This window comes from Enterococcus sp. GPZ-007 (assembly GCF_059374735.1).
Map to the genome: position 1 here is coordinate 1 of NZ_JCAFYN010000022.1, position 20255 is coordinate 20255.

The following is a 20255-nucleotide window of genomic DNA, read 5'->3' on the forward strand; positions in this document are numbered from 1 at the left end:
ACGCTGAAGTTCGCTTCAGCGTTTTTTTATGCCTTCAAGCAGCCAACGAGTTTTAAAACGAAAATCTTTGAGTAATTCTTCTTCGTCCCAGTTGTTCGCAAGCATATCTGTTAATGAGTCAATCACCAGCTTCATTGAGAAATATAAAAAACTGATTTGTTCAGCTGAGGTTGTCATCTGAAAGTCATTTTTCACTAATAGTTCCTCCCAAGCAGCGACACCATGATCTGCTTCTGGTCGATAAGAAAAGAGGTAACTGTTTTGCGCTAAGAGAACTAGTTGGCGATATCGAGAGGAATCATGGTCTAGATCAACATACAACAGCAGAAAGGCTTCGATTCCTTGGAAGAAGTCGCCTTCTTGTCGGGTCATATATTCAATGATCTCGCCATGAATCTGCCCAGCGTAGTAGTGAATCAAATAGTCATAAGCATCATTCAAATCTTCAAAATATTTATAGAAAATGCCTCGGGACATTTGCAAAGCATCAACGATTTCGCTGACTTTGACTTGACTGACAGGTTTCTCATAAAAAATCGTCAGAAGTATTGTTCGAATCTCCGCCTGACGTGTTTCTGGTAAGTTTAGAAATGTTTTCTTCGGCATGGGTGACCTCCCCAAAAGGTTATCATTATTTTTATATAGTATAGCATATGAGCAAAATCGGTGACATTTTGTCACCGAAAGAGTATTCTTTCTTCAGAAAGGGTGAGAGAGATGTTTTTAGCTTGGAAAGAAATTCGCTATGCGAAATTAAGATATGGATTGATCGTTGGAATTATGATTCTTGTGGGGTATGTGGTCTTTATGCTGTCAGGATTAGCCAATGGATTGGCAGATGGTAATCGGACAGCGATCGATGATTGGAGGGCTTCGACAATTATTCTATCGGAAGATAGCAATAAAATCGCAAATGCCTCACAGCTCCAGAAAAAGGATGTCGATCGGGTAACAGCCAAAGAAAAAGCAGGCGTTGGTATCTATTCCACCGCAGTTGAGGAAAAATCAGGCGGAGAAAAGACAAACGTTTCTATTTTTGGCACAGATACAGATAATGATGCATTTATCGTTCCGAAAATTATTAAGGGACGATTGTACAAAAATAATAATGAAGTGATCGTGTCTGAAAACCTATTGTCAGAGGGGTACAAACTGCATCAGAAGATAAAAATAAATGATCAGACATTGAAAATTGTCGGTGTTACAAAAGAAACGACCTATACACTGGCACCCGTGATCTATTTGGATTACTCAACGTTTAAAACGTTGAAATACGGTTCTCAACCGACTGGAAATGAGCCAATCAACTTGATTGTGACAAAAGGAGAAACGACCATCGATAATCCAAATGGGCAGACAAAACTAGATAAAATGACGCCTGAAACCTTTATCGAAAATATTCCTGGATATACGCCAGAAAAATTAACATTGAATACGATGATCTATTTCTTATTCATTGTCGTAACAGCGATTATCGGGATTTTTATGTATGTAATTACACTGCAAAAAACCGCGATCTTTGGCGTGATGAAAGCTCAAGGAGTCTCAACGAGTTATTTGGTTCGGTCGATTTTAGCGCAGGCATTTCTAGTAGGAATCATTGGCGTTTTTGTTGCTATTGTTTTAAGCGTGGGGACTAGTTTAGTCTTACCAAGTGCGATGCCGTTTTCGGTTCATTGGACGGAGTGGGCGTTGTACAGTGTCATTTTAGTATTTGTTGCAATGATCGGCGGCTTATTCTCCATGCGCACGGTAACCAAGGTCGACCCAGTAACAGCGATTGGAGGAGAATAGGATGAGCAATGTATTAATGATGGAAAAAGTCGTAAAAAAATTCGGCCAAGGACATACAGAAGTAACAGCATTAAAAAATGTTGATTTTAACGTAGCGGAAGGCGAGTTTGTCAGCGTGATCGGACCTTCGGGTTCTGGGAAGAGCACCTTTTTGACGATCGCTGGCGGCTTGCAGACACCGACAGAAGGAACGATTACCATCAATGGATCTGATTTTGGAAAAATGAATGAAAAAACGCGTTCAAAAGCTCGTTTCAAAGAGATCGGGTTTATTCTGCAAAGTTCTAATTTGATTCCCTTTCTAAAAGTCCAAGAACAGTTTCAATTGGTAGAAAAGATTGAGAAGGAAAAAAATTCAGCAAAAATCGAAGAGCTGCTGAAATCTTTAGATATTTGGGAGCTGCGGGAGCAATACCCTAAAGCATTATCTGGTGGAGAACGTCAACGGGTGGCTATTGCTCGGTCCTTGTTCAATGATCCGCAGTTGATATTAGCTGATGAGCCAACCGCTAGTCTTGATTCAGATCATGCTTTTGATGTAGTGAAGCTATTAGCCAAGGAAGCCCATGAACGCAATAAAGCGATCGTGATGGTTACCCATGATGAACGGATGACTCAGTGGAGTGATAAAATTTATCAAATGAAAGACGGCGAACTTTTAGTGAAACAATAGTTGCCATTTTCCCTGTTTCCTGTGTATGATAGTTTAGTTGCCAGTTCTGCTTTTGGCAGTTTACTAAGTCTGAGCTGTAATCATCAATTTTAGAAATATAGATAACTTCCAGCTTAGTAGGATGGCATGCGTACGAAGATAAGGCTTTTCGATCTTTAAAAAAGTTTCTTCAGTAATGAGCTAGCAGTTCTATTTCTAGCTTTTGCAGGATTAGCAAATACAGAAATGAGAGCATCAATTTTTTAGAAAGCAGGGAATCCATGGATATTTATTTAAAAAAGGCCGCACTCCATATTGTTGATCGAGAATCAGGTGATCCGATTTACAGTCAAAGCGAACTAGATTTAACCAAAGAATATGTTCGCGAGTATTTAACGAAAAAAATTCAAAAATTATCTTCTGCCCAAACCAAAACAGGAACCTTAACAGAGGATTCAACCTTTGCCCTATTGAGCCAACAGGCGGAACATGATTTTCTATCTGTCAGCGAAAGAATCGTGGCTCGCTGGTACGAAGCGTATAAAGAAAGTGAAGAAGCGCCTAGCGCGGATGCTTTTGTCGCACTGTATGAAGAAGATACACAAATGTATCTGGCTTTTTTGAAGGTTAATTATCATGAAGGTTATACCCATATCGTTGATTCCGACGATGCTGGATTGAAAAATGAATTGATCGTGCATCGTGCCTTGCTATCAAGTAAGACACAAAAAGCCGATGAAGGCATCGTCGTTAACTTGGGTAATTTGACTTATGAAATGATTGAGAAGAAATATCCTTTCTCTGGTGAGAAACGGTTGTATTTTTCAACGCAGGTGATCGAAAGCCGTCCAGCTCCTTCTTTAGAAGAAAATGTTCGCGTGATAAAAAAAGTAGCGGAAAAAATCGGAGCTAAGTTTGAAAATCAAAAACATGATGTGATCGCAGATGTGAAGGAAGCTGTTTACGATGTAGTCGAAGAAAGCGGTCAGATTGATGCGAAAGTCGTTGCGCAAAAAGTCTTCAAGGACAATGTGTCAGCTCAAATGGCTTTCCAAGAGGAAGTTGTGGAAAAGGGCTATGTAGACCAAGCACCGCTTTTACGTGAAGTCCGTGAGATCACCGAGAAGAAATACGGCAAACAAAAGCTGAAGCTATCGAACGGCATCGAGCTGATCGTACCGTTAGATGTTTATCGGAATCCCGAATTAATCGAATTTATCAACAATCCTGACGGCACGATCTCTGTGACGATCAAGAATGTCGATGAAGTGATCAACCGTCTGTAATAGGCGGTTGTTTTCTTTTATGGGAATAGGCTAGAATAGAGAAAATATCTCTGGAGGAAAAAGATGGAAGCATATCAAGATTTTTTTCGCATTGGACAATATACCGATCCTGAAGCGATGACAGGCTGTACCGTAATTCTTTGTGAGGATGGCGTGACAGGCGGTGTCTCTGTTCGAGGCGGTTCACCAAATACACGCGACACGGATGCTTTGAAGTCTGAGAACAATCGGAAATTTGTCCACGGTGTAACGTTATCCGGCGGCAGCGCCTTCGGCTTAGCGGCAAATGCCGGGGTCGTAGACTTTTTGGAGAGTAATGGAATTGGACGAGACATGGGAATCACGTTTGTACCGAATGTTGTAGGGGCTAGCTTGTTTGATTTGCGGATCGGTCGTTCCGATGTTCGTCCGAATTATCAAGCTGGTCAAAAAGCCTGTGAAGAAGCTTTTAACGGACAGTATTTTCAGGCAGGGAATTACGGTGCCGGAACTGGCTGCAGTGTTGGCACGATCAATGGTGCGAAAAACGCCATGAAAGGCGGGATCGGTCTCCACACGATTCGACATGGAAAGCTATGGGTCACTGCAGTGATCGCGGTTAATGCTGTTGGTGATGTCTACGATGAATCGGTCGGGAAAATTATTGCTGGTGCACGTAAGCCCGGCGAAAGTAAAATTGGTTTTTCAGAAGAACTGTTTCTTGACTATTATCAAAATGAAGAAGCTTTATTTGATGGCAATACGGTGATCGGCTGCGTAATGACTAATGCGACTTTTCCAAAGGCGAAGATGAATAAATTAGCAGATATCAGTCATAATGGGATTGCACGAGCGATTCGTCCATCTCATACAACTTATGATGGGGATACTTTATTTGTTCTAGGAGCCAATCAAATCAACGCAAGTTTTGAGTCAGTATCGATTCTTGCTGTTGAAGCTGTTCGTCAGGCAATTGTAAAAGGAACACAAGCAGCAGAGACCTATGGCGATTATTTGGCTTATCAGGATGTATAGTAGAAAACAGCCAAGACAGTATGTTGTCTTGGCTGTTTCCTTTTAGTCATTTACTTGGTTCTTTCGGATATCCGTTGCTGCTAAACAGTAACGTTTATGGCTTTAGTACAAAATACTGATCCACACTCGCCTTTGCAATAAACTGCGAAAAGAGTAACTCGCAAAAAGACTAACCAAGGTTCGGCTAGTCAGTGGGGAAGTTTGATTTATTGGACACGTGGTTCAGATTCTAAGTTGTCGCTGATTTTATCTGTTTGGTTGCCAATGGCATTCTTCGCACGATTTGTTTGTTTCGATGCGAATTTTCCAGTTGTTTGGGCAGCGCTAGTTACTTTATCTTGAACTGTTTCACTGTCTTCTTCATATTCTTCGCGTGTTTTGATGTCTACAACATTGACATTGACTTCAATTACGTCTAGGTGAGTCATTTTGTCGACTTCTTCTGAGATCAATTTTTTCATTTGGTCATAAATGTTTTCAATGTCTTTGCCATATTCAACGACCACATCCATATCAACTGCAACTTGTTTTTTGCCAACTTCAGTGCTGATTCCAGAAGTAACATCGTCGCTGTTCACTAGTTTGTCTTTGATGTTAGAGAAGAAACCGCCGTCTACAGTCAATAAGCCGTCTACATTCTCCAAAGCAATGCCGATGATTTTTTGAATTACCTTGTCTTCATAAGTTAATTCGCCTTTAACATCTTTTTTTGGTTCTGTTGGTTTGATTGTTGTGTTATCCATTCTTGTTTCCTCCTAATTTTGTTAATGTATTAACTTTTTTATCAAGAAAAAGTTTATCCAGATCTGATTGGGTTAACTATTTTTTTAAATAGTCATCTAATACATGATTGTTCTTTAGATAGATGCCGAGAGCTACACCGATGATTGTGATCAAAATCAGTAAGATCGTTTTAAAAAAGCCGATGGTAAAGAATAGCACAGCTAAGATAAAACCGAGGATACCAAAGATCACAGGTAGTTTGTCTCGTGTTAAAAATTCTTGCATTGCTGTTCCTCCTATTCTACGCGCGGCCGTGTCACCGTTGTTTCCATTGGGGTTGGTTCAAACGCTTGAAGCTTTACTTTGATCGAAACCTTTTCTTCTGGTCCTAATAAATCCCGAAGCATAGTTTCGACATTCTTTGCCCAGTGATCTGTCTGACCGACTAAGCCTGATGTTTTCTTCAATTGCCCGCGAACATTCACTCTAATTTTATTTTTCGTCGCTGCCACATTAACTTTGGGATTGTCCATAAAGTCTTCCTGTTTGATACTTGTCCGAACATAACCTTCGATTGCTCGTTTATCCAAAGCTAATTTTCCGCGTTGTTCTTTTAAAACAAATTTGGTTACTCTCTTCGGATAGAATAGGATCACGAAGATTCCGATCACCGTTAAGATCGCTAAAGCTGCTGCTACCCAGAATAAATAGAGCTGAGCATATTCATTAGTTAGTACAAATTGCTGCAGTGAACTGAAATCTAACGGATTTGAAGCGATAAAGTAATAGATTGCTACGACGGATAGAAAAATAGAAAGTAAAACCAATGAAAAAATAATTAGGATGGTTTTGAGAACTTTGTTCATACCGCACCTCCTCACTTCAATATTTTTAAATTGTTTACAGTAAAATAATAAAATGTTACCCCTTTTTTGTAAAAAAATATGCTTGGTTTTTGATTAGATGAACTATTTTATTCTGATTAAAACGTTATAACTAGAAGAATAATTATTTAATTAACGTTTTTTCGTTTTTTTTATCATTGTAGAAAAAAAAGAGGGAGCAGGACTTTTGAATAAAAAAAAGAAGTGTGCTAAATAAATCAGACACACTTCTAACTATGAAAAATCATTATTTTTCTTTCCATTTGCGGTAACGTCGATAGAGACTTTCGATGACTAAAAACAAGATGGAAAGTCCGGCTACCGAATAGCCAAAGACGCCCAAGTCTGAGATCAAAGTATCCCCTTGAGGAGAGGTTTGGACTAAGATCGAAGAACCAATTACTAAAGCGGATAGAATCAAGCCAATCACCAGCCGATTGACCATTGCTTCTGCCCGTTCTAGAAAATTATGCTGGTTTTTAACCTCAAGATTCAGCTTCCCTTTGCCCTTCGCAAAGGTATCGAGGACATTCAGTGTACGGCTTGGAATTTTTGGCAGAGCCTTTAATGAAGATAAGTAATCCATGCCAGTTTCTTGCAGCTCGTCCTTGAGATTTAATTGTTGCAGGAAGTATTTTTGAGCAAAAGGCGCGACCACTTCGAACAGGGATAGATCTGGATTAAGATCCTCGATCACGCCTTCCAGTGTACCGAATGCTTTGATCAGCATCGTAACGGAATCATCGATCTGGAGATTGTTATCATGACAAATGATCACCACCTGAGAAAATACTTTTTGCAGGTCAATCTCCTTAACGGGCAAATTCAAATAGCGATTCAAGAAATCATCCAGCTCGTAGGTAAATTTTTCCTCATCAAAGCTGCCGACTTGTTTACAGATCGAGTGAACAGCGTTAGTAATCCGTTGATTGTCTTTGCTGTAGATGGCGATGATCGTATTGCTCATTTTGGACTGCATCTCACGATTGATAGTGCCCATCATCCCAAAATCAATAAAGTTCAGTCTGAAAGGCCGTAGCTGTTCATTTCGAGAAAGAGTGATCTCATAGGGGATATTACCGATTTTTCCCTTGCGCTCCTTGGTTTTGAATAGCTGATCTCTTCGATTTTCTTCTTCACTCATCAGTTGTAATAAAAGATTGCCCGGATGGGGATCGGCATGGAAGAAACCGTCCTCGAAAACTTCTTTCATAAAGTGTTCGATTAATAACTGACTGATGGTCTTTTTCAGATCTTTATAGGTCGTTTCACCATGAACGATCTTGTCGTCTTCGGTATTGATCAGCTCTCTTAAATTCGTGCCAGGCATCAATTCCATTATGATGACTTTTTTTGAAGAGTAAGCGGGCTCCATCTTAGGTACCCGAACTTCTTTCCATTCGTTGTTCAAACGATAAAATTCCTCAGCTAAGACCAGTTCCTTTTGAAAATCCAGCTCATTTTGTAACGACACACGAATCTCTTTCAAAATATTTTTGAGATCGATCACTTTGCTCTCCGGTACCCAATTCGCGATGGGAATCGCCTTTTCGAATAAGGACAAATCTAGTTCGATTTCAGAGGCAATCCCAGGGTGTTGGACCTTTGCCACGACTTTCTGACCATTTTTCAAACGCGCGTGATGTGCTTGAGCGATTGAAGCAGAGGCGAAGGGTTGCTCGTCAAAGCTCTCGAAAATTTCGGTCAACGGCAGCTCCAGCTCTTTTTCAACCAAAGCTTTAACTGATTCAAAGTCATCCGTTTTTACGTCATCCTGCAGCTTGCGCAGTTCTTTTGTAAAGTCCAGTGTGAAAATGTCTGTCCTTACTGACATCATTTGGCCTACTTTGATGAAAGTGGGGCCAAGTTCTTCAAAGGCTTTTCTGACCTCTTCAGGATTTTTTTGTTGAGTAATATTTTTTACAACGCTATAGTGGTTGATGATTTTAACGATTTGACGCAGTCGTGCTGCTCTCGATTTACCTCTCATTGCTACACCTCCTAGCTCGCACTAAGTCAATTATGTTTTTTTCAGAAATAGGATCAGCAAACGTTCATTTCTATCTTACAAGAGATTTTTGCGATATACAAACAAACCCCTAATTATTCTTTTCAGAAGAGAATTAGGGGTTCATTCATTTATTTTAGTGATTTGTCACAACTTGGATGACCTGCATGATGCAATAAGTAATACCAGCAGCGATCACAGGTCCCGCAGCGACTCCCTTTAAGAAGACTACACCCATGATCGTACCGAAGACTAAGGCCACGGTTACTTCCGGCGACTGATTGATTAGCCCGACCCCTTTAGAAGATAGGACCGCAACCAAAACACCGCATAGTGTTGCCACCCAACCAAGCGGTGATTTTAAAGTATTTAACAAATCTTTCAGGACGATATCCCCAGTGGCGATCGGGACTAGGATTGTCGCTGATATCAGTGTAACACCCCAATTGATTCCTTGTTTGTTTAAGATCGATAAAAATTTATCTGAATGGGGAATTAATTTTAGAACTAAAATCGCGATTGTCGCGATCATTAAACTTTGATTTTTTGCAATCAAGGCAATCAATAAAATGACACCTAAGAAAAGCCAACTCTCCATCTTCTCACTCCTCGCATTAATGAATTCATTTTTCTTCCGGAAAATATGCCTGATATCCACAACGTATTTACTATACAAGATATTTCGATAAGTTGCGACTTTTTTCCGAAGCAACTTTAGTGTAAGCTTTTAAAGGAAGGGAGAAACAAATGAAAATAGGATTACGTACGATTAAAACCGCAGTGGCTGCACCTGTTGCGTTGTTGTTGGCCAGCGGTCTAAACTTGGAATCTGCTGCTTCGGCGGCTATCATAACCATCTTGACGGTCACAAATACGAAGCGTTCTACTGCAAAAACAGCATTGAATCGGCTTTTTTCTTTAACCTTAGCAACAGTGATTGCGGCCTTTTGTTTTTTACTTTTGGGTTTCCATCCGATTGTGTTTGGCTTGTATTTATTAGGCTTTATCCCGTTGTCGATCCAGTTCGATTTAGCTGATGGTGTCGCAGTTAGTTCTGTGCTGATCACCCATTATTTAGTAGCAGGGGAGATGCCATTGAGTTTGATCATGAATGAGTATATGTTGATGATTATCGGTGTTGGCTGTGCTCTAATAGCGAACCTCTACATGCCGAATACGGAGAAAAAAATTCAAGAAGATCAAACCGTTGTCGAGGTTTCAATGAAAAAAATGCTAGGACAGATGTCTAGCTATTTGAACCAACCGGCCAAAGAAGAACAGCTGCGGCAAGAATGCTTATCTTTGCGAGACTTCGTTCGTGAAGCACAAGTACGAGCGCAAGAATTCGAAGAGAATCGTTTCTTTTCTGGTAATAGTTATTATTTTGAATACTTTGCGATGCGTCGTTTACAGTTAAAAGTTTTGTCCGACATGCTGCAAATTTTGAATCGACTAGATGCAGAGCCAGAAGATGTGCACGAATTGCGGGAATTGTTTGAGTTTACATCTCAGACCTTGGCAGAAGACAACGATGGCTCAGCGATATTAACTAAAATTGCCGAAACAGATCAACGGTATCAGCAAAAGAAATTACCGGAAAATCGTCAAGCTTTCGAAGAACGCGCGATGCTTTTCCAGTTGTTTCAATTATTTCAGGATTTTATTGAGATCAAAGCTGGGTTTACTCGTAAGAAGTAATGAGAAAGAATCAGTCTTTTGTCCCATGTAAACGGTTGAGAAATTCTTTATGATAAAGGTAAGAAAAACAGGTGAGGGGTATAAGTATGAAAAAGATAGTTTTAGGGTTAATTCTAGTAGGAGCTGCGTTGGTATGTATGAGCAGTTTATTTTTTAATAATCGAATAAGAAATGAAGAATTCACAACAACAAAAAATGTACAGCGCTTAGTCGTGGATGATCGCAATATGCCGGTGGATGTCGTTGGAGTGTCTGGAAATCAAACTAAGATCAATTATAAAAGAAGCAGAGATATTAAATATAATATCAAACAAACAAGTAATACATTGACATTAGAACGTAAAAGAAGTATTGGCTTTAACTTTAGTTTCTTCAATTTTGGCAACCGCAATCCTAGAGTGACGATCGAAGTGCCGAAAGCAAAGTTGAAAGATTTACAAGTTGAAACGTCAAATGGTAAGATCACCGCAGAAAACCTTGTGTTAGACAATTTGGATTTGGAAACAAGCAACAGTAAAATGACAATCAATAAGGTGGATGCCGAAACAGTAGATGCTGAAACCAGTAATGGTAAAGTGGATCTGACACATCTGACTTTCGATGATGGATCATTTGAAACGAGTAACAGCAAGATGAACCTGCAAGATTTGAACTTCAAAGAAGGCGAGTTCCAAACATCGAACGGTAAGATCGATCTGATGAATCTGAAACCTGCCGAGTCACTTTCCTTAACTACCAGCAACGCTAAAGTTAGTGGAACTATCATTGGAGACAAGGATGATTTCGCAATCACTTCTAAAACCAGCAATGCTTCGAACAGCTTAGGCAATGATGATGATGGCTCAAAAGAATTGGAGGTAAGGACTAGTAATGGAGATATTGAAGTCGTGTTTGTCCGGTAAGTGATTTCTCTAAAGGAGGAGGAAGAATGGTCAATAAAAAACTTGGCAAAGTGCTGCTCGTAATTTATTCGCTGATACTAATTTGGATATTACTATTTAAATTGAGGCTTTCCTTTTCTAGCATTGCAGCAAGTTTAGAACATCCGATGAGGTCTCTCAACCTTGTTCCTTTTCAGGGCTCAACGATTGTGAATGGTGAAGTTGCAATAAATGAAATCATTTCGAACGCATTGATTTTTGCACCCTTGGGCGTTATTTTAGGAATCTCAGAAAAAAACAGTTCCTTCATAAAGAAGTTGGCCTTTATCCTATTGCTCTCATTGTTTATTGAAGGAATGCAATTCATTTTGGGAATCGGTGCTACCGATGTGACCGATATACTAATGAATTTTTCTGGTGGATTCGTAGGACTTATGATCTATCAAGGATTGAAGCTTGTTGTACCGGAAGCTAAGCTGGATAAATGGCTAGTGAGGATCGGTACAGCATTCGGAATTTTATGTTTTGGCCTCGTCATGTTCATATTGTTTGTGAACCGTTAGTATAAAGATACAGAAAAACACTTCAGTAACTATGCTGAAGTGTTATTTTTTATGCAAGATATTCGTATTTCGCTGAAACCGCCACACTAAGAACGTTTCGGAAAGTGCCAAATAAAGAAACAATCCCGCAATGATCAAGACCGCCTTCGTCTCAATCATTCGATAAGAGAAAACGGAGACGATTGCACCTGCAATGAAAGCCGTGACCACTAAAAGAAAATGAATGAAGCGCGTTTTTGCTCCTTGATCCTTTGTACTCAAGTAATCATATAAATTTGTTGCCACGCCTTTTAGATTGCCAGTGGTAAATAAATTCGTGTAGGCTAGTCCATTGATTTTATCAAAGGAGACCCATTGAATCGCAGCAGTAAAAGCGATCATGATGGTAATGAGGGCCGGATGGGGCTGTAAGAAATCTAAACTGATCACTAAAAAGATCGCTGCCTCAAAGTAAAGCAGGAATAATCGCCAAAAATGCAACTCTTTCTTTTTAAAATAATCAATCATAAACTTTGCTAAAAGAATACCAATAAAAAAGAAGAGGGTGGAAAGCAATTTTTTTCCAACCATGCTCCATTGCCGTTCGTAGGCTTGGATGATTGCTAAAATGATATTACCGGTTTGAGCCGAAGCAAACGCACCATAACGAATATAGGTATAACTATCCATCATGCCGCCGATGAAAGTCAGCAGCAAACCAACCGAACGATTCTCATGAAAACTATTATCCATTTGTTACTCAACTCTTTTCGCTGACTATCTTACCACATTTTTTCAGAAAATGGATAATCAGTTTCACGATCTATGTGTATACAATAAATAGATTGCCGCTACTAAGCTGATCAAACTGAGTCTCAACTAGCGAAAACTTGAAATTCTCATACTGCTTTTGGGAAGAGTCTGAAGGCATGCCTCAGCTGGCGATTGGATTCGACAGGAACAGAGAAGCAGGAATAGTTGAAAACGTACATGAATTTTCCATAAGAATATTTTAAGACTTTCCTTCTTTTTTAGGCGGAAAGCAGATGTTCTTTCTATTACTAAAAAAATAATTCGGATTGTCGGCAAAAACAATCGTTAAGGCGATTGGGAATGGAGATCAACGCTCGATTTTCCGAATGATTGAGAGCTGGTTTGCATGGAGTTAAGATGTTCGTGGAGTGCTATCTTTTTCGGAAGAATGTGTTAGAATGAAAATGCTTTTTATCCTGTGAACGTGAAGGGAATTGAGAACTCACCATGTCTGTAAAAAAAAGGACACCATGGTTAGAGGCGTTATATGCGGTTATGCCGCTTTGTTTTAGTTATATTCCAGTTGGCTTAGCCTGTGGAATGCTCTTACAAAAAGCTGGATTCAACATCTTATTAACAGCCTTGCTTTCGATGCTTGTTTTTTCAGGAGGCGCACAATTTTTAGTCGTCTCGATGATTAGTGTACATGCATCATTTGTGTCCACTATCCTAATGGTTTTCTTCTTGGAACTGCGCTATGCATTGCTAGGTTCCAGTTTGTCGCATTTTTTTAAAAAAGAAAAACGATCATTTATCGCCTTGTTTTCACAATCAATGAACGATGAAAATTATGCAGTAAATTATTTGAAATACTCCACCGATCCTGATTGGAATCGTAAGAAAGCCTTATACGTCAACTGGTTTTCAATGGCTTCTTGGACAGGGAGTACGGTGCTGGGAACTATTTTTGGTTCTGTGATCCATGTTGATACGGAACTGGTTCACTTTGCTTTGACAGCGATGTTTATCTTTATGTTTATGATGCAACTGAGCAACGGTCTGTTATTAGCTACTGGTTTGTTTTCTGGCGGGTTAGCAGTTATTTTCATGCTAGTCTTCAAAAATACTTTCGGGTTGATCTTAGCAACTTTGCTGGCCTCTTTTATCGGCTATTTGATCGAGCGCTTTTGGAAAACCGCTCATACAGAAAACGACGGGCCAGATCATTATGATTTGACTGGTGGGGAGGTTCACCATGAGTAATACCTCTTTGCTGCTGTTGATTCTTTGCTTATTTGGTGCTTCCTACTTGCCGCGCCTTTTTCCCATGCTGTATTTTTCACAACGGCAGGTACCGCAATGGTTCAGTGATTGGATGAAATATGTACCAATCTCATTATTTGCGGCTTTGGTATTTAAGGATGTATTTATTAGCGACAATCATTTTGATTTGATCGGCAATGTCAGAATTATCGCGATGTTTTTAGTAGCCGGAGTTGCTTACAAAACCCGGTCAATGGCTATTTCAGTTATTACCGGATTAGCAGCGGTCTTCTTATTATCGATGCTTTAAAAAACGAGACACTCTGAAAATGAGTGCCTCGTTTTTTCCTGTTTGATGTTAGTTTTGATACTCAGCGATCGGCCGATAGGTAAGGACCTGCATCTTTCGATAAAATTCAGCTGGTAGGTTTTTCCATGATTGCAAAAGATTATGGAAAAAGCCGCCATCTGCATTGATGATATATTCGTTCAATAAAAGACCAAACGATTTCTTTGGCTGTTCTTTGATTAATTTTTCGTAGACTTCGGTTGCCTGCTCTTGATCTTCTGCAACAAAAAGTGTATTGACTTCAACGTATGCGCCCTCGATATTTTGTGTCTCTTCAACAAAATAAACCGATTTCGTAACTTTTTGCTCCTCTATCATTTGGGTCACCCTTTCTTTAAGTTACTCATAGCTTACAAGATAAATATTAACTAATGATGAATTAATTCGCTTTTTACGTCATTTAATTATGAATTTTTCGGGTTATTTGGCAAAAAAAGTTTAAAGTTGCTACCTTTATTAGGTGAACTGTTGACTTTGATTGTCCCATGATGTAGCTCAACGATTTGCTTTGCTAAGGCCAGACCAAGTCCATTCCCTTTGGTTTTACGGCTGGTATCACTTTGATAGAACTTATCGAAGATTCGATTAGCAACTTCTTTTGTCATCCCAATACCTTCGTCACTGATTGTAATGATTTGTCCGTCCTTTTCATTTTTTAAATGAACGTGAATGTTGCTGTTCTCTTGGCTATATTTAATCGCATTATCCATCAGATTCAGCCAAACTTGATAAAGAAACTCCTCATTGCCATAATACTCTGTCCATGGTAGATCCAAATCCAAAGACAAGTTCAATTGTTCCCATTTTGGTTGTAAGAAAAGAATCACTTCACGAATCTGTTCATCCAAGCGGAAGGTTTGAAAGTCCAATCCGATCCCTTGGTTATCCAGTTTGCTCAATTTTAAAATATTGTCGGTCAAATGAGTCAGCTGCTGGGTACCATCTAACATTCGTTCTAAGTAAATCTGTCTTTCTTCTTTTGATAAGTCCTCATTTTGCAGGAGCTGGACATAACCTTTGATCGTCGCGATCGGTGTTTTGAATTCGTGGGAGACCGTCGAGACAAAATCATTGCGCAATGTTTCAATACTACTCAATTCTTTTACCATGACATTGAAATCATGGTAAAGTTCCTCAACATCCTCTATTTGATCCTGTGCATCTAATTGGATCGTGAAGTCGCCTTTAGCCACTTTACTCATGGCTTGCCGCAAGTCACCGATCGGCTGCAAGATTCGTTTTCCCACAAAAAAAGAAAGAACCAATCCCAAAATCAAACTGATCATAAAGATGATTCCTAAAGGGAAAAAATGGGAATCTCGTTCCGGTTCCAGGAGTTGAAAATGATTGCATACAAAAAGCAAAGAAACAAAGACACCTAATACAATAACCATGATCAAAAAAATGATTCCGACAAAATACATCCATAATTGGGAAAATAATCTTTTTCTCATGAGTGGATGACCGCCTTATAGCCCAATCCGCGAATCGTTTCAATCGAAAAATCAGTATTATTTTCTAAGCGCGACCGCAATCGTTTAATATGTACATCAATCGTTCGTTCATCAGTATCGGAGTCTAATCCCCAAATTTCATCCATCAACTGTTGGCGTGTGAAGATTTTATTGGGGTAGGCCAGTAGTTTATATAGTAGTAAAAATTCTTTTTGCGGCAGCGTTTCGGTTTGTTCAGAAGTCTTGATTTGATAAGTTTCTTGATCCAGTCGCGTATTTCCTACGACCAGTTCTTTCGTGTGAACGATTTGCGCCCGCCGCAGCAAAGCATCTACCCGTAAGATCATCTCGTTGACATCGATTGGTTTTACCATGTAGTCATCGACACCGATTGTAAAGCCGCGTTTTTTATCTTCAAACGAATCCTTCGCAGTAATAAATAAAATCGGCAAATCATAATCTGCCTCGCGTAAGCTTTCAGCCAATTCATAGCCATCCATGTCTGGCATCATGATGTCGCTGATGATCAAATCGATGAATTGCTTGTCCAAAATATCTAAGGCCTCTACGCCGTTCATCGCACGAAATACTTCGAAGCGTTCGTTCTTTAATGCAGATTGATAAAGTAATGATAAGTTTTCATCATCTTCTACGATAAGTATTCGATTCATTTGCGTTGCCCTCCTTTTTGCTTAATAATAGTAGCAAATCACTGTGAACCTAGTGTGAATTTTTGTTCATTTTGAGTTAATAATGCCATGCTATCTTTACGATGTAAACAGAAAGAAAAGGGTGACGCAATGTTAGAATTAAAAGATATAAAGAAATATTATCGTGTGGGTGATACCACCACGAAAGCTTTAGATGGCGTATCAGTCGCATTTCGCCGACAAGAATTTGTCGCAATCCTAGGAGCCAGCGGGTCGGGTAAGACGACGATGCTGAATGTGATCGGCGGCTTAGACAACTACGATTCTGGCGATATGATCATCGATGGTAAATCAACAAAAACCTTTAAGGATGCCGATTGGGATGCCTACCGAAATAATTCGATCGGGTTTGTTTTCCAAAGCTATAACTTGATCAGCCATTTAGGGATCATTGATAATGTAGAACTTGGGATGACTTTGAGCGGCGTCGCCAAAGACGAGAAAAGACAGCGAGCTGAGGATGCACTACGCCGAGTAGGTCTAGCTGATCATATGCACAAGAAGCCGAATCAGCTTTCCGGTGGGCAAATGCAACGGGTGGCGATTGCACGAGCATTAGCCAATGATCCTGATATCTTGCTTTGTGACGAGCCAACCGGAGCATTGGATACGGAGACTAGTGTTCAGATCATGAACTTGATCCAAGAATTGTCTAAAGAAAAATTAGTGATCATGGTGACCCATAATCCTGAATTGGCGAATAAATATGCCGATCGGACGATCAGATTTTCTGATGGTCGAATCATGGATGATTCACATCCTCATATTGAAGGGAAGAAAGGCGAACAATTTCAGCTAAAACGGACAAAGATGAAATTCATGACTGCGTTGAAGCTGTCCTTCAATAACCTGCGAACCAAGAAAGGGCGGACTTTTTTAACGGCGTTTGCCTCAAGTATCGGAATTATCAGCATCGGAATCGTCCTCTCTTTATCAAGTGGATTCCAGAAACAAATCGATAGTACTCAAGCTGAGACGATGGCGAAGTATCCTATCACGATTTCGAAAACCACAACAGATCAAACGGCGAATCGTGACCGAGCGCTCGGTTCAGAAAAAGCCAGTGGTTCAACCAAAGACACGAAAAATAGTGTCGTCGCAAAAATCAGCGATGAAGACAAAGCCCAACATACAAATAAAATCAATCAAGAGTACGTAGATTACATCGAGGATATCGATCCAAAACTGAGCAACAACATCGGCTTTACCCGTGTGGTTGGTATGAATCTGTTGCGTGATGTAGATGGTGATGTAAAACCAGTGAAACTATCGAATGAAGCACCGGACAGCGGTCCTTCAATGATGAGCGCGATGTCCAGCATGACAGGAATGGGTGTATCTTCATTTCCAACTCAGCTGGATAAAAACTCTGGCAACTTTTTAGAAGATAACTATAAGCTGTTATCCGGCGAGTATCCAAAAGCCGATACAGACGTCGTATTGATCGTTGATGCGAACAACAGTACCAATATTAACTCATTGAAAAACCTAGGCTTTGATGTCAAAGACGGTGAAAAACTGGATTTTGATCAAATCGTCGGTACTGAATTCAAATTAATCAACAACAATGAATATTATTCAAAAATTCCAACAGGCAATTTTATCCCGAATAATGACTACAAAGCAATGTACGACAATGCCAATAATGATACATTAAGGATTTCCGGTATTTTACGAGTAAAACAATCGTCAACAATGAATCTTTTAGCACCTGGAATTGCTTATAGCAATGAATTGACTTCCAAGATTGTTAAGGACAATGAAAATTCTGAGATTGTCAAAGCGCAAAAAGAGACTGATAATAATGTCATGACGAACGAAAAATTAGACGATGCGACGAAAGAAAGTACGTTGGCTTACTTAGGCGGAGATAGTATTCCCAGCAGTATCATGATCTATCCAAATAACTACAAAGATAAAGAACAAATCTTAAGCTATTTAGATGATTTCAATAAGGGAAAGAAGAAAGAAGACAAAATCATCTATACTGATTTGGCGGGAACGATGACTGAGTTGACTGGTGGTTTGATGGACGCCATCACGTATGTATTGATTGCCTTTGCCGGAATCTCATTAGTGACCAGCATGATTATGATCGGTATTATCACTTACACATCAGTAATTGAACGGACAAAAGAAATCGGTGTTCTGAAGGCCTTAGGGGCACGGAAGAAAGATATTACCCGCGTATTCGATGCAGAAACGTGTATCTTGGGTGTTGCTTCAGGAACGTTGGGCGTGGTGATCGCATACTTAGCGACTTTCCCAATCAACGCGATTTTGTACAACATGACTGATTTGAAGAATGTTGCACAATTAAATCCGGTTCACGGAATCATTTTGATCATCGTCTCAACAGTGTTGACGATGATCGGTGGACATATCCCAGCAAGAATGGCAGCGAAGAAAGACGCTGCGATCGCATTGCGAGCAGAATAAAAAGCAGGACAGCTTCTCAAATTGTTTGGGAAGCTGTCCTTTTTAATTTCTAGAAGGTACCGTTATTCACACCATCAATCGGTAAATTTCCTCCAGTTACACTATATAAACGTAAAGTATAAGAACCGCCGCTGCCTACGGTGATTGGATTTCTTGACTGGGAGCTGCGAGCAGTCGGACCAAAACCATTCACTGCGCCGTACCACTTGTCTCCTTGTCCTCGTGAGAAACGCAATTTATACGTACCTGGAGGCAAATTGACTGTTAGCTGCTCACCGCCTCTGATATAGGCTGATAAAATCGTGTCAGTGTTGTCTGTATTATTGAATTTGACATAATAATCATTCGTAGCGCTAGCCAATGTGTGAATTGCGACTGGAGTCCCCGTATTTGTACCCACGAGAACACCACTTGCCGGCCGTTCTTCCGGTTTCTTCATGACGTTATCTTGAACATAGGTCTTAATATCCGTTATCGTTTGATCGACTTGTTTTTTCGTTTCAATATTTGCTTCATTGGTTCCTGTTTGAGGAAGACTCATGGCATCGCCTTCGGGTTTGACGATGATTTCTTTTTCGATGGTATGCTTCAGGTTTTCGTTTTGTAATTTTTGATTCAATTTGGTGCGGATTGAGGTATCCAGAACAGTAGCAAATAGTCCATTTGGATTATTTTTTTTGTACTCCTCGTTTGTTGTATCTTTGATTTTTTTCAAAGTCTCTTCCAAGTTATCTACCAACAGCAATTTTACTTTGTATTGATCATCATCTTGTTTAGTGATCTTGGAAATTTTGGGAGCTACAGCTGAAGGAACATCTCTTTTCAAATTTGTTTTTAAGTTACTCAGGAGTTTTACTTGCTGGTGAGCGTCGAGATCTTTTGAATCTGTCATAAAAGAGTTTTTAGAATTGCTGACGGTTTGCTGGACCGGAGCTAAACCGTCATCGTTGAATGTTGCAGTAACTTTTTCATTGTCATCTTTGACGGTAACATTGACGGTGAATTTTTTCATTTTCATTTTCTTGTCTGATTCCAATTGTTTGATTAAGCTTTTTTCAACCGCCTCATCAATCGATTTGGAGTAATTCATCAAATATCCACTGTCTGAGTTTAAGCGCGCGTAATCAATCTCATCAATCTTGATCGATAGCTCTTCTGGATCGATCTCTTCAAGGGCTGGCAGCCAAACATTTACCTTGTATTTATAATTCTTTTGATCTTTGTCCATTTCTTCATACTGTGGTTTGATTTGTTCATCGAGGTCTTTGAAGTCACGTTTAGCTAAAACAGCCTTCCAAAGCTTTGGATCAAGTTGGGAGATTCCCTGCGAATTATAAAGTTGCTTGAGGACGGCATCAGGTAGAATGGTCGAATCTGAGATGATCCCTCTTTCTCTAAGAATATCGGTCATCATTTCTCGTTCGGCAGGAGATAAGGTAGTGGTCGTACTGGGTGTGGTTATGTAATATTTGCGTGATGACGAGGGTGTCGTTCTGCTAGACGAAGGCGTAGTAGCTGATTCTGACGTATTAGTTGATGAGGAACTGGAGGAACTTGCTGTTTCTTCACTAGTAAAGAGCTTATCGATTGCTTTAGAATGCTCAGACACTTGATTGGAACAACCGGTTAAAACCAACAGGAACAAGCCAACAATAAATAATTTTTTCATTTTTTCTGCTCCTTTCTTTGGAAACACTGAAGGGGACGGACAGTGTGCAAAAGAGCCGATAACTAAAAAAATATGAAAATTTAATGGCAATTGGTTAATAAAGTATATAGTCAAACGCTCCTTTTTTCAAGCGAAA

The 20255-nt window shown here is 39.7% G+C and carries 21 protein-coding genes; 10 read left to right on the top strand and 11 right to left on the bottom strand.

What is annotated here, in order from left to right; genetic code table 11:
• Positions 1 to 15: 15 nt before the first annotated feature.
• Positions 16 to 606 (bottom strand): TetR/AcrR family transcriptional regulator, encoded by a 591-nt coding sequence (locus AC4J95_RS12160; protein ID WP_494550117.1) that lies wholly within the window; start codon positions 604 to 606, stop codon positions 16 to 18.
• A gap of 111 nt (positions 607 to 717) precedes the next feature.
• On the opposite strand from AC4J95_RS12160, the gene AC4J95_RS12165 reads away from it, so the two are divergent.
• The 4 genes from AC4J95_RS12165 (at position 718) to AC4J95_RS12180 (ending at position 4746) form a co-directional block, all read left to right on the top strand.
• On the top strand, positions 718 to 1794 hold the full coding sequence (locus AC4J95_RS12165) for an ABC transporter permease (protein ID WP_494550118.1): 1077 nt from the start codon (positions 718 to 720) through the stop codon (positions 1792 to 1794).
• Between the two features lies 1 nt (position 1795).
• Positions 1796 to 2467 (top strand): ABC transporter ATP-binding protein, encoded by a 672-nt coding sequence (locus AC4J95_RS12170; RefSeq protein ID WP_494550119.1) that lies wholly within the window; start codon positions 1796 to 1798, stop codon positions 2465 to 2467.
• Between the two features lie 260 nt (positions 2468 to 2727).
• Complete coding sequence (locus AC4J95_RS12175; protein ID WP_316401093.1) at positions 2728 to 3732, top strand: nucleoid-associated protein; 1005 nt, start codon at positions 2728 to 2730, stop codon at positions 3730 to 3732.
• A 63-nt stretch (positions 3733 to 3795) separates the two neighbouring features.
• Positions 3796 to 4746, top strand: a complete 951-nt coding sequence (locus AC4J95_RS12180; RefSeq protein ID WP_494550120.1) for a P1 family peptidase — start codon at positions 3796 to 3798, stop codon at positions 4744 to 4746.
• A gap of 206 nt (positions 4747 to 4952) precedes the next feature.
• Here the strand turns inward: AC4J95_RS12180 and AC4J95_RS12185 are convergent, their stop codons facing one another.
• The 5 genes from AC4J95_RS12185 to AC4J95_RS12205 all read right to left on the bottom strand — a co-directional run bounded on the left by AC4J95_RS12185 (position 4953) and on the right by AC4J95_RS12205 (position 8959).
• Positions 4953 to 5489: an Asp23/Gls24 family envelope stress response protein gene (locus tag AC4J95_RS12185; RefSeq protein WP_494550121.1), complete on the bottom strand. Its 537-nt coding sequence runs from the start codon at positions 5487 to 5489 to the stop codon at positions 4953 to 4955.
• A 76-nt stretch (positions 5490 to 5565) separates the two neighbouring features.
• Positions 5566 to 5754 (bottom strand): DUF2273 domain-containing protein, encoded by a 189-nt coding sequence (locus AC4J95_RS12190; protein ID WP_316401090.1) that lies wholly within the window; start codon positions 5752 to 5754, stop codon positions 5566 to 5568.
• An 11-nt stretch (positions 5755 to 5765) separates the two neighbouring features.
• Positions 5766 to 6335, bottom strand: coding sequence for an alkaline shock response membrane anchor protein AmaP (gene amaP, locus AC4J95_RS12195; RefSeq protein ID WP_494550122.1), 570 nt, complete (start codon positions 6333 to 6335; stop codon positions 5766 to 5768).
• Between the two features lie 265 nt (positions 6336 to 6600).
• Entirely contained in the window at positions 6601 to 8343 is a 1743-nt protein-coding gene (locus AC4J95_RS12200; protein ID WP_494550123.1) for an ABC1 kinase family protein, read from the bottom strand.
• Positions 8344 to 8497: 154 nt separating this feature from the next.
• Positions 8498 to 8959, bottom strand: a complete 462-nt coding sequence (locus tag AC4J95_RS12205) for a DUF441 domain-containing protein (RefSeq protein ID WP_494550124.1) — start codon at positions 8957 to 8959, stop codon at positions 8498 to 8500.
• 149 nt (positions 8960 to 9108) lie between these two features.
• Between AC4J95_RS12205 and AC4J95_RS12210 the strand changes: the two genes are divergently transcribed.
• The 3 genes from AC4J95_RS12210 (at position 9109) to AC4J95_RS12220 (ending at position 11503) form a co-directional block, all read left to right on the top strand.
• Complete coding sequence (locus AC4J95_RS12210) at positions 9109 to 10059, top strand: aromatic acid exporter family protein (protein WP_494550125.1); 951 nt, start codon at positions 9109 to 9111, stop codon at positions 10057 to 10059.
• A gap of 86 nt (positions 10060 to 10145) precedes the next feature.
• Entirely contained in the window at positions 10146 to 10961 is an 816-nt protein-coding gene (locus AC4J95_RS12215; protein WP_494550126.1) for a DUF4097 family beta strand repeat-containing protein, read from the top strand.
• Between the two features lie 26 nt (positions 10962 to 10987).
• Positions 10988 to 11503 (top strand): VanZ family protein, encoded by a 516-nt coding sequence (locus tag AC4J95_RS12220; protein ID WP_494550127.1) that lies wholly within the window; start codon positions 10988 to 10990, stop codon positions 11501 to 11503.
• 42 nt (positions 11504 to 11545) lie between these two features.
• Here the strand turns inward: AC4J95_RS12220 and AC4J95_RS12225 are convergent, their stop codons facing one another.
• Positions 11546 to 12235, bottom strand: a complete 690-nt coding sequence (locus AC4J95_RS12225; protein ID WP_494550128.1) for a YoaK family protein — start codon at positions 12233 to 12235, stop codon at positions 11546 to 11548.
• 507 nt (positions 12236 to 12742) lie between these two features.
• On the opposite strand from AC4J95_RS12225, the gene AC4J95_RS12230 reads away from it, so the two are divergent.
• Together AC4J95_RS12230 and AC4J95_RS12235 are read left to right on the top strand one after the other, a co-directional pair.
• Positions 12743 to 13498 (top strand): AzlC family ABC transporter permease, encoded by a 756-nt coding sequence (locus tag AC4J95_RS12230; RefSeq protein WP_494550129.1) that lies wholly within the window; start codon positions 12743 to 12745, stop codon positions 13496 to 13498.
• Positions 13491 to 13808 (top strand): AzlD domain-containing protein, encoded by a 318-nt coding sequence (locus AC4J95_RS12235; protein ID WP_494550130.1) that lies wholly within the window; start codon positions 13491 to 13493, stop codon positions 13806 to 13808. The genes AC4J95_RS12230 and AC4J95_RS12235 overlap by 8 nt, the downstream gene beginning before the upstream one ends.
• Positions 13809 to 13856: 48 nt before the next feature.
• Here the strand turns inward: AC4J95_RS12235 and AC4J95_RS12240 are convergent, their stop codons facing one another.
• The 3 genes from AC4J95_RS12240 to AC4J95_RS12250 all read right to left on the bottom strand — a co-directional run bounded on the left by AC4J95_RS12240 (position 13857) and on the right by AC4J95_RS12250 (position 15972).
• Positions 13857 to 14165, bottom strand: coding sequence for a hypothetical protein (locus tag AC4J95_RS12240; protein WP_494550131.1), 309 nt, complete (start codon positions 14163 to 14165; stop codon positions 13857 to 13859).
• An 86-nt stretch (positions 14166 to 14251) separates the two neighbouring features.
• Positions 14252 to 15301, bottom strand: a complete 1050-nt coding sequence (locus tag AC4J95_RS12245; RefSeq protein WP_494550132.1) for a sensor histidine kinase — start codon at positions 15299 to 15301, stop codon at positions 14252 to 14254.
• On the bottom strand, positions 15298 to 15972 hold the full coding sequence (locus AC4J95_RS12250) for a response regulator transcription factor (protein WP_494550133.1): 675 nt from the start codon (positions 15970 to 15972) through the stop codon (positions 15298 to 15300). The genes AC4J95_RS12245 and AC4J95_RS12250 overlap by 4 nt, the downstream gene beginning before the upstream one ends.
• Before the next feature lie 129 nt (positions 15973 to 16101).
• On the opposite strand from AC4J95_RS12250, the gene AC4J95_RS12255 reads away from it, so the two are divergent.
• The gene (locus tag AC4J95_RS12255; RefSeq protein ID WP_494550134.1) at positions 16102 to 18450 is read left to right on the top strand and encodes an ABC transporter ATP-binding protein/permease; all 2349 of its coding nucleotides are present in this window, start codon (positions 16102 to 16104) and stop codon (positions 18448 to 18450) included.
• A gap of 49 nt (positions 18451 to 18499) precedes the next feature.
• Here the strand turns inward: AC4J95_RS12255 and AC4J95_RS12260 are convergent, their stop codons facing one another.
• Positions 18500 to 20119 (bottom strand): hypothetical protein, encoded by a 1620-nt coding sequence (locus AC4J95_RS12260; protein WP_494550135.1) that lies wholly within the window; start codon positions 20117 to 20119, stop codon positions 18500 to 18502.
• Positions 20120 to 20255: the final 136 nt, after the last annotated feature.

Excerpts from the sequence above, each read along its gene's own strand:
- AC4J95_RS12160 (WP_494550117.1), bottom strand. The coding sequence starts at position 606 with ATGCCGAAGAAAACATTTCTAAACTTACCAGAAACACGTCAGGCGGAG.
- AC4J95_RS12165 (WP_494550118.1), top strand. The coding sequence starts at position 718 with ATGTTTTTAGCTTGGAAAGAAATTCGCTATGCGAAATTAAGATATGGA.
- AC4J95_RS12170 (WP_494550119.1), top strand. The coding sequence starts at position 1,796 with ATGAGCAATGTATTAATGATGGAAAAAGTCGTAAAAAAATTCGGCCAA.
- AC4J95_RS12175 (WP_316401093.1), top strand. The coding sequence starts at position 2,728 with ATGGATATTTATTTAAAAAAGGCCGCACTCCATATTGTTGATCGAGAA.
- AC4J95_RS12180 (WP_494550120.1), top strand. The coding sequence starts at position 3,796 with ATGGAAGCATATCAAGATTTTTTTCGCATTGGACAATATACCGATCCT.
- AC4J95_RS12185 (WP_494550121.1), bottom strand. The coding sequence starts at position 5,489 with ATGGATAACACAACAATCAAACCAACAGAACCAAAAAAAGATGTTAAA.
- AC4J95_RS12190 (WP_316401090.1), bottom strand. The coding sequence starts at position 5,754 with ATGCAAGAATTTTTAACACGAGACAAACTACCTGTGATCTTTGGTATC.
- amaP (WP_494550122.1), bottom strand. The coding sequence starts at position 6,335 with ATGAACAAAGTTCTCAAAACCATCCTAATTATTTTTTCATTGGTTTTA.
- AC4J95_RS12200 (WP_494550123.1), bottom strand. The coding sequence starts at position 8,343 with ATGAGAGGTAAATCGAGAGCAGCACGACTGCGTCAAATCGTTAAAATC.
- AC4J95_RS12205 (WP_494550124.1), bottom strand. The coding sequence starts at position 8,959 with ATGGAGAGTTGGCTTTTCTTAGGTGTCATTTTATTGATTGCCTTGATT.
- AC4J95_RS12210 (WP_494550125.1), top strand. The coding sequence starts at position 9,109 with ATGAAAATAGGATTACGTACGATTAAAACCGCAGTGGCTGCACCTGTT.
- AC4J95_RS12215 (WP_494550126.1), top strand. The coding sequence starts at position 10,146 with ATGAAAAAGATAGTTTTAGGGTTAATTCTAGTAGGAGCTGCGTTGGTA.
- AC4J95_RS12220 (WP_494550127.1), top strand. The coding sequence starts at position 10,988 with ATGGTCAATAAAAAACTTGGCAAAGTGCTGCTCGTAATTTATTCGCTG.
- AC4J95_RS12225 (WP_494550128.1), bottom strand. The coding sequence starts at position 12,235 with ATGGATAATAGTTTTCATGAGAATCGTTCGGTTGGTTTGCTGCTGACT.
- AC4J95_RS12230 (WP_494550129.1), top strand. The coding sequence starts at position 12,743 with ATGTCTGTAAAAAAAAGGACACCATGGTTAGAGGCGTTATATGCGGTT.
- AC4J95_RS12235 (WP_494550130.1), top strand. The coding sequence starts at position 13,491 with ATGAGTAATACCTCTTTGCTGCTGTTGATTCTTTGCTTATTTGGTGCT.
- AC4J95_RS12240 (WP_494550131.1), bottom strand. The coding sequence starts at position 14,165 with ATGATAGAGGAGCAAAAAGTTACGAAATCGGTTTATTTTGTTGAAGAG.
- AC4J95_RS12245 (WP_494550132.1), bottom strand. The coding sequence starts at position 15,301 with ATGAGAAAAAGATTATTTTCCCAATTATGGATGTATTTTGTCGGAATC.
- AC4J95_RS12250 (WP_494550133.1), bottom strand. The coding sequence starts at position 15,972 with ATGAATCGAATACTTATCGTAGAAGATGATGAAAACTTATCATTACTT.
- AC4J95_RS12255 (WP_494550134.1), top strand. The coding sequence starts at position 16,102 with ATGTTAGAATTAAAAGATATAAAGAAATATTATCGTGTGGGTGATACC.
- AC4J95_RS12260 (WP_494550135.1), bottom strand. The coding sequence starts at position 20,119 with ATGAAAAAATTATTTATTGTTGGCTTGTTCCTGTTGGTTTTAACCGGT.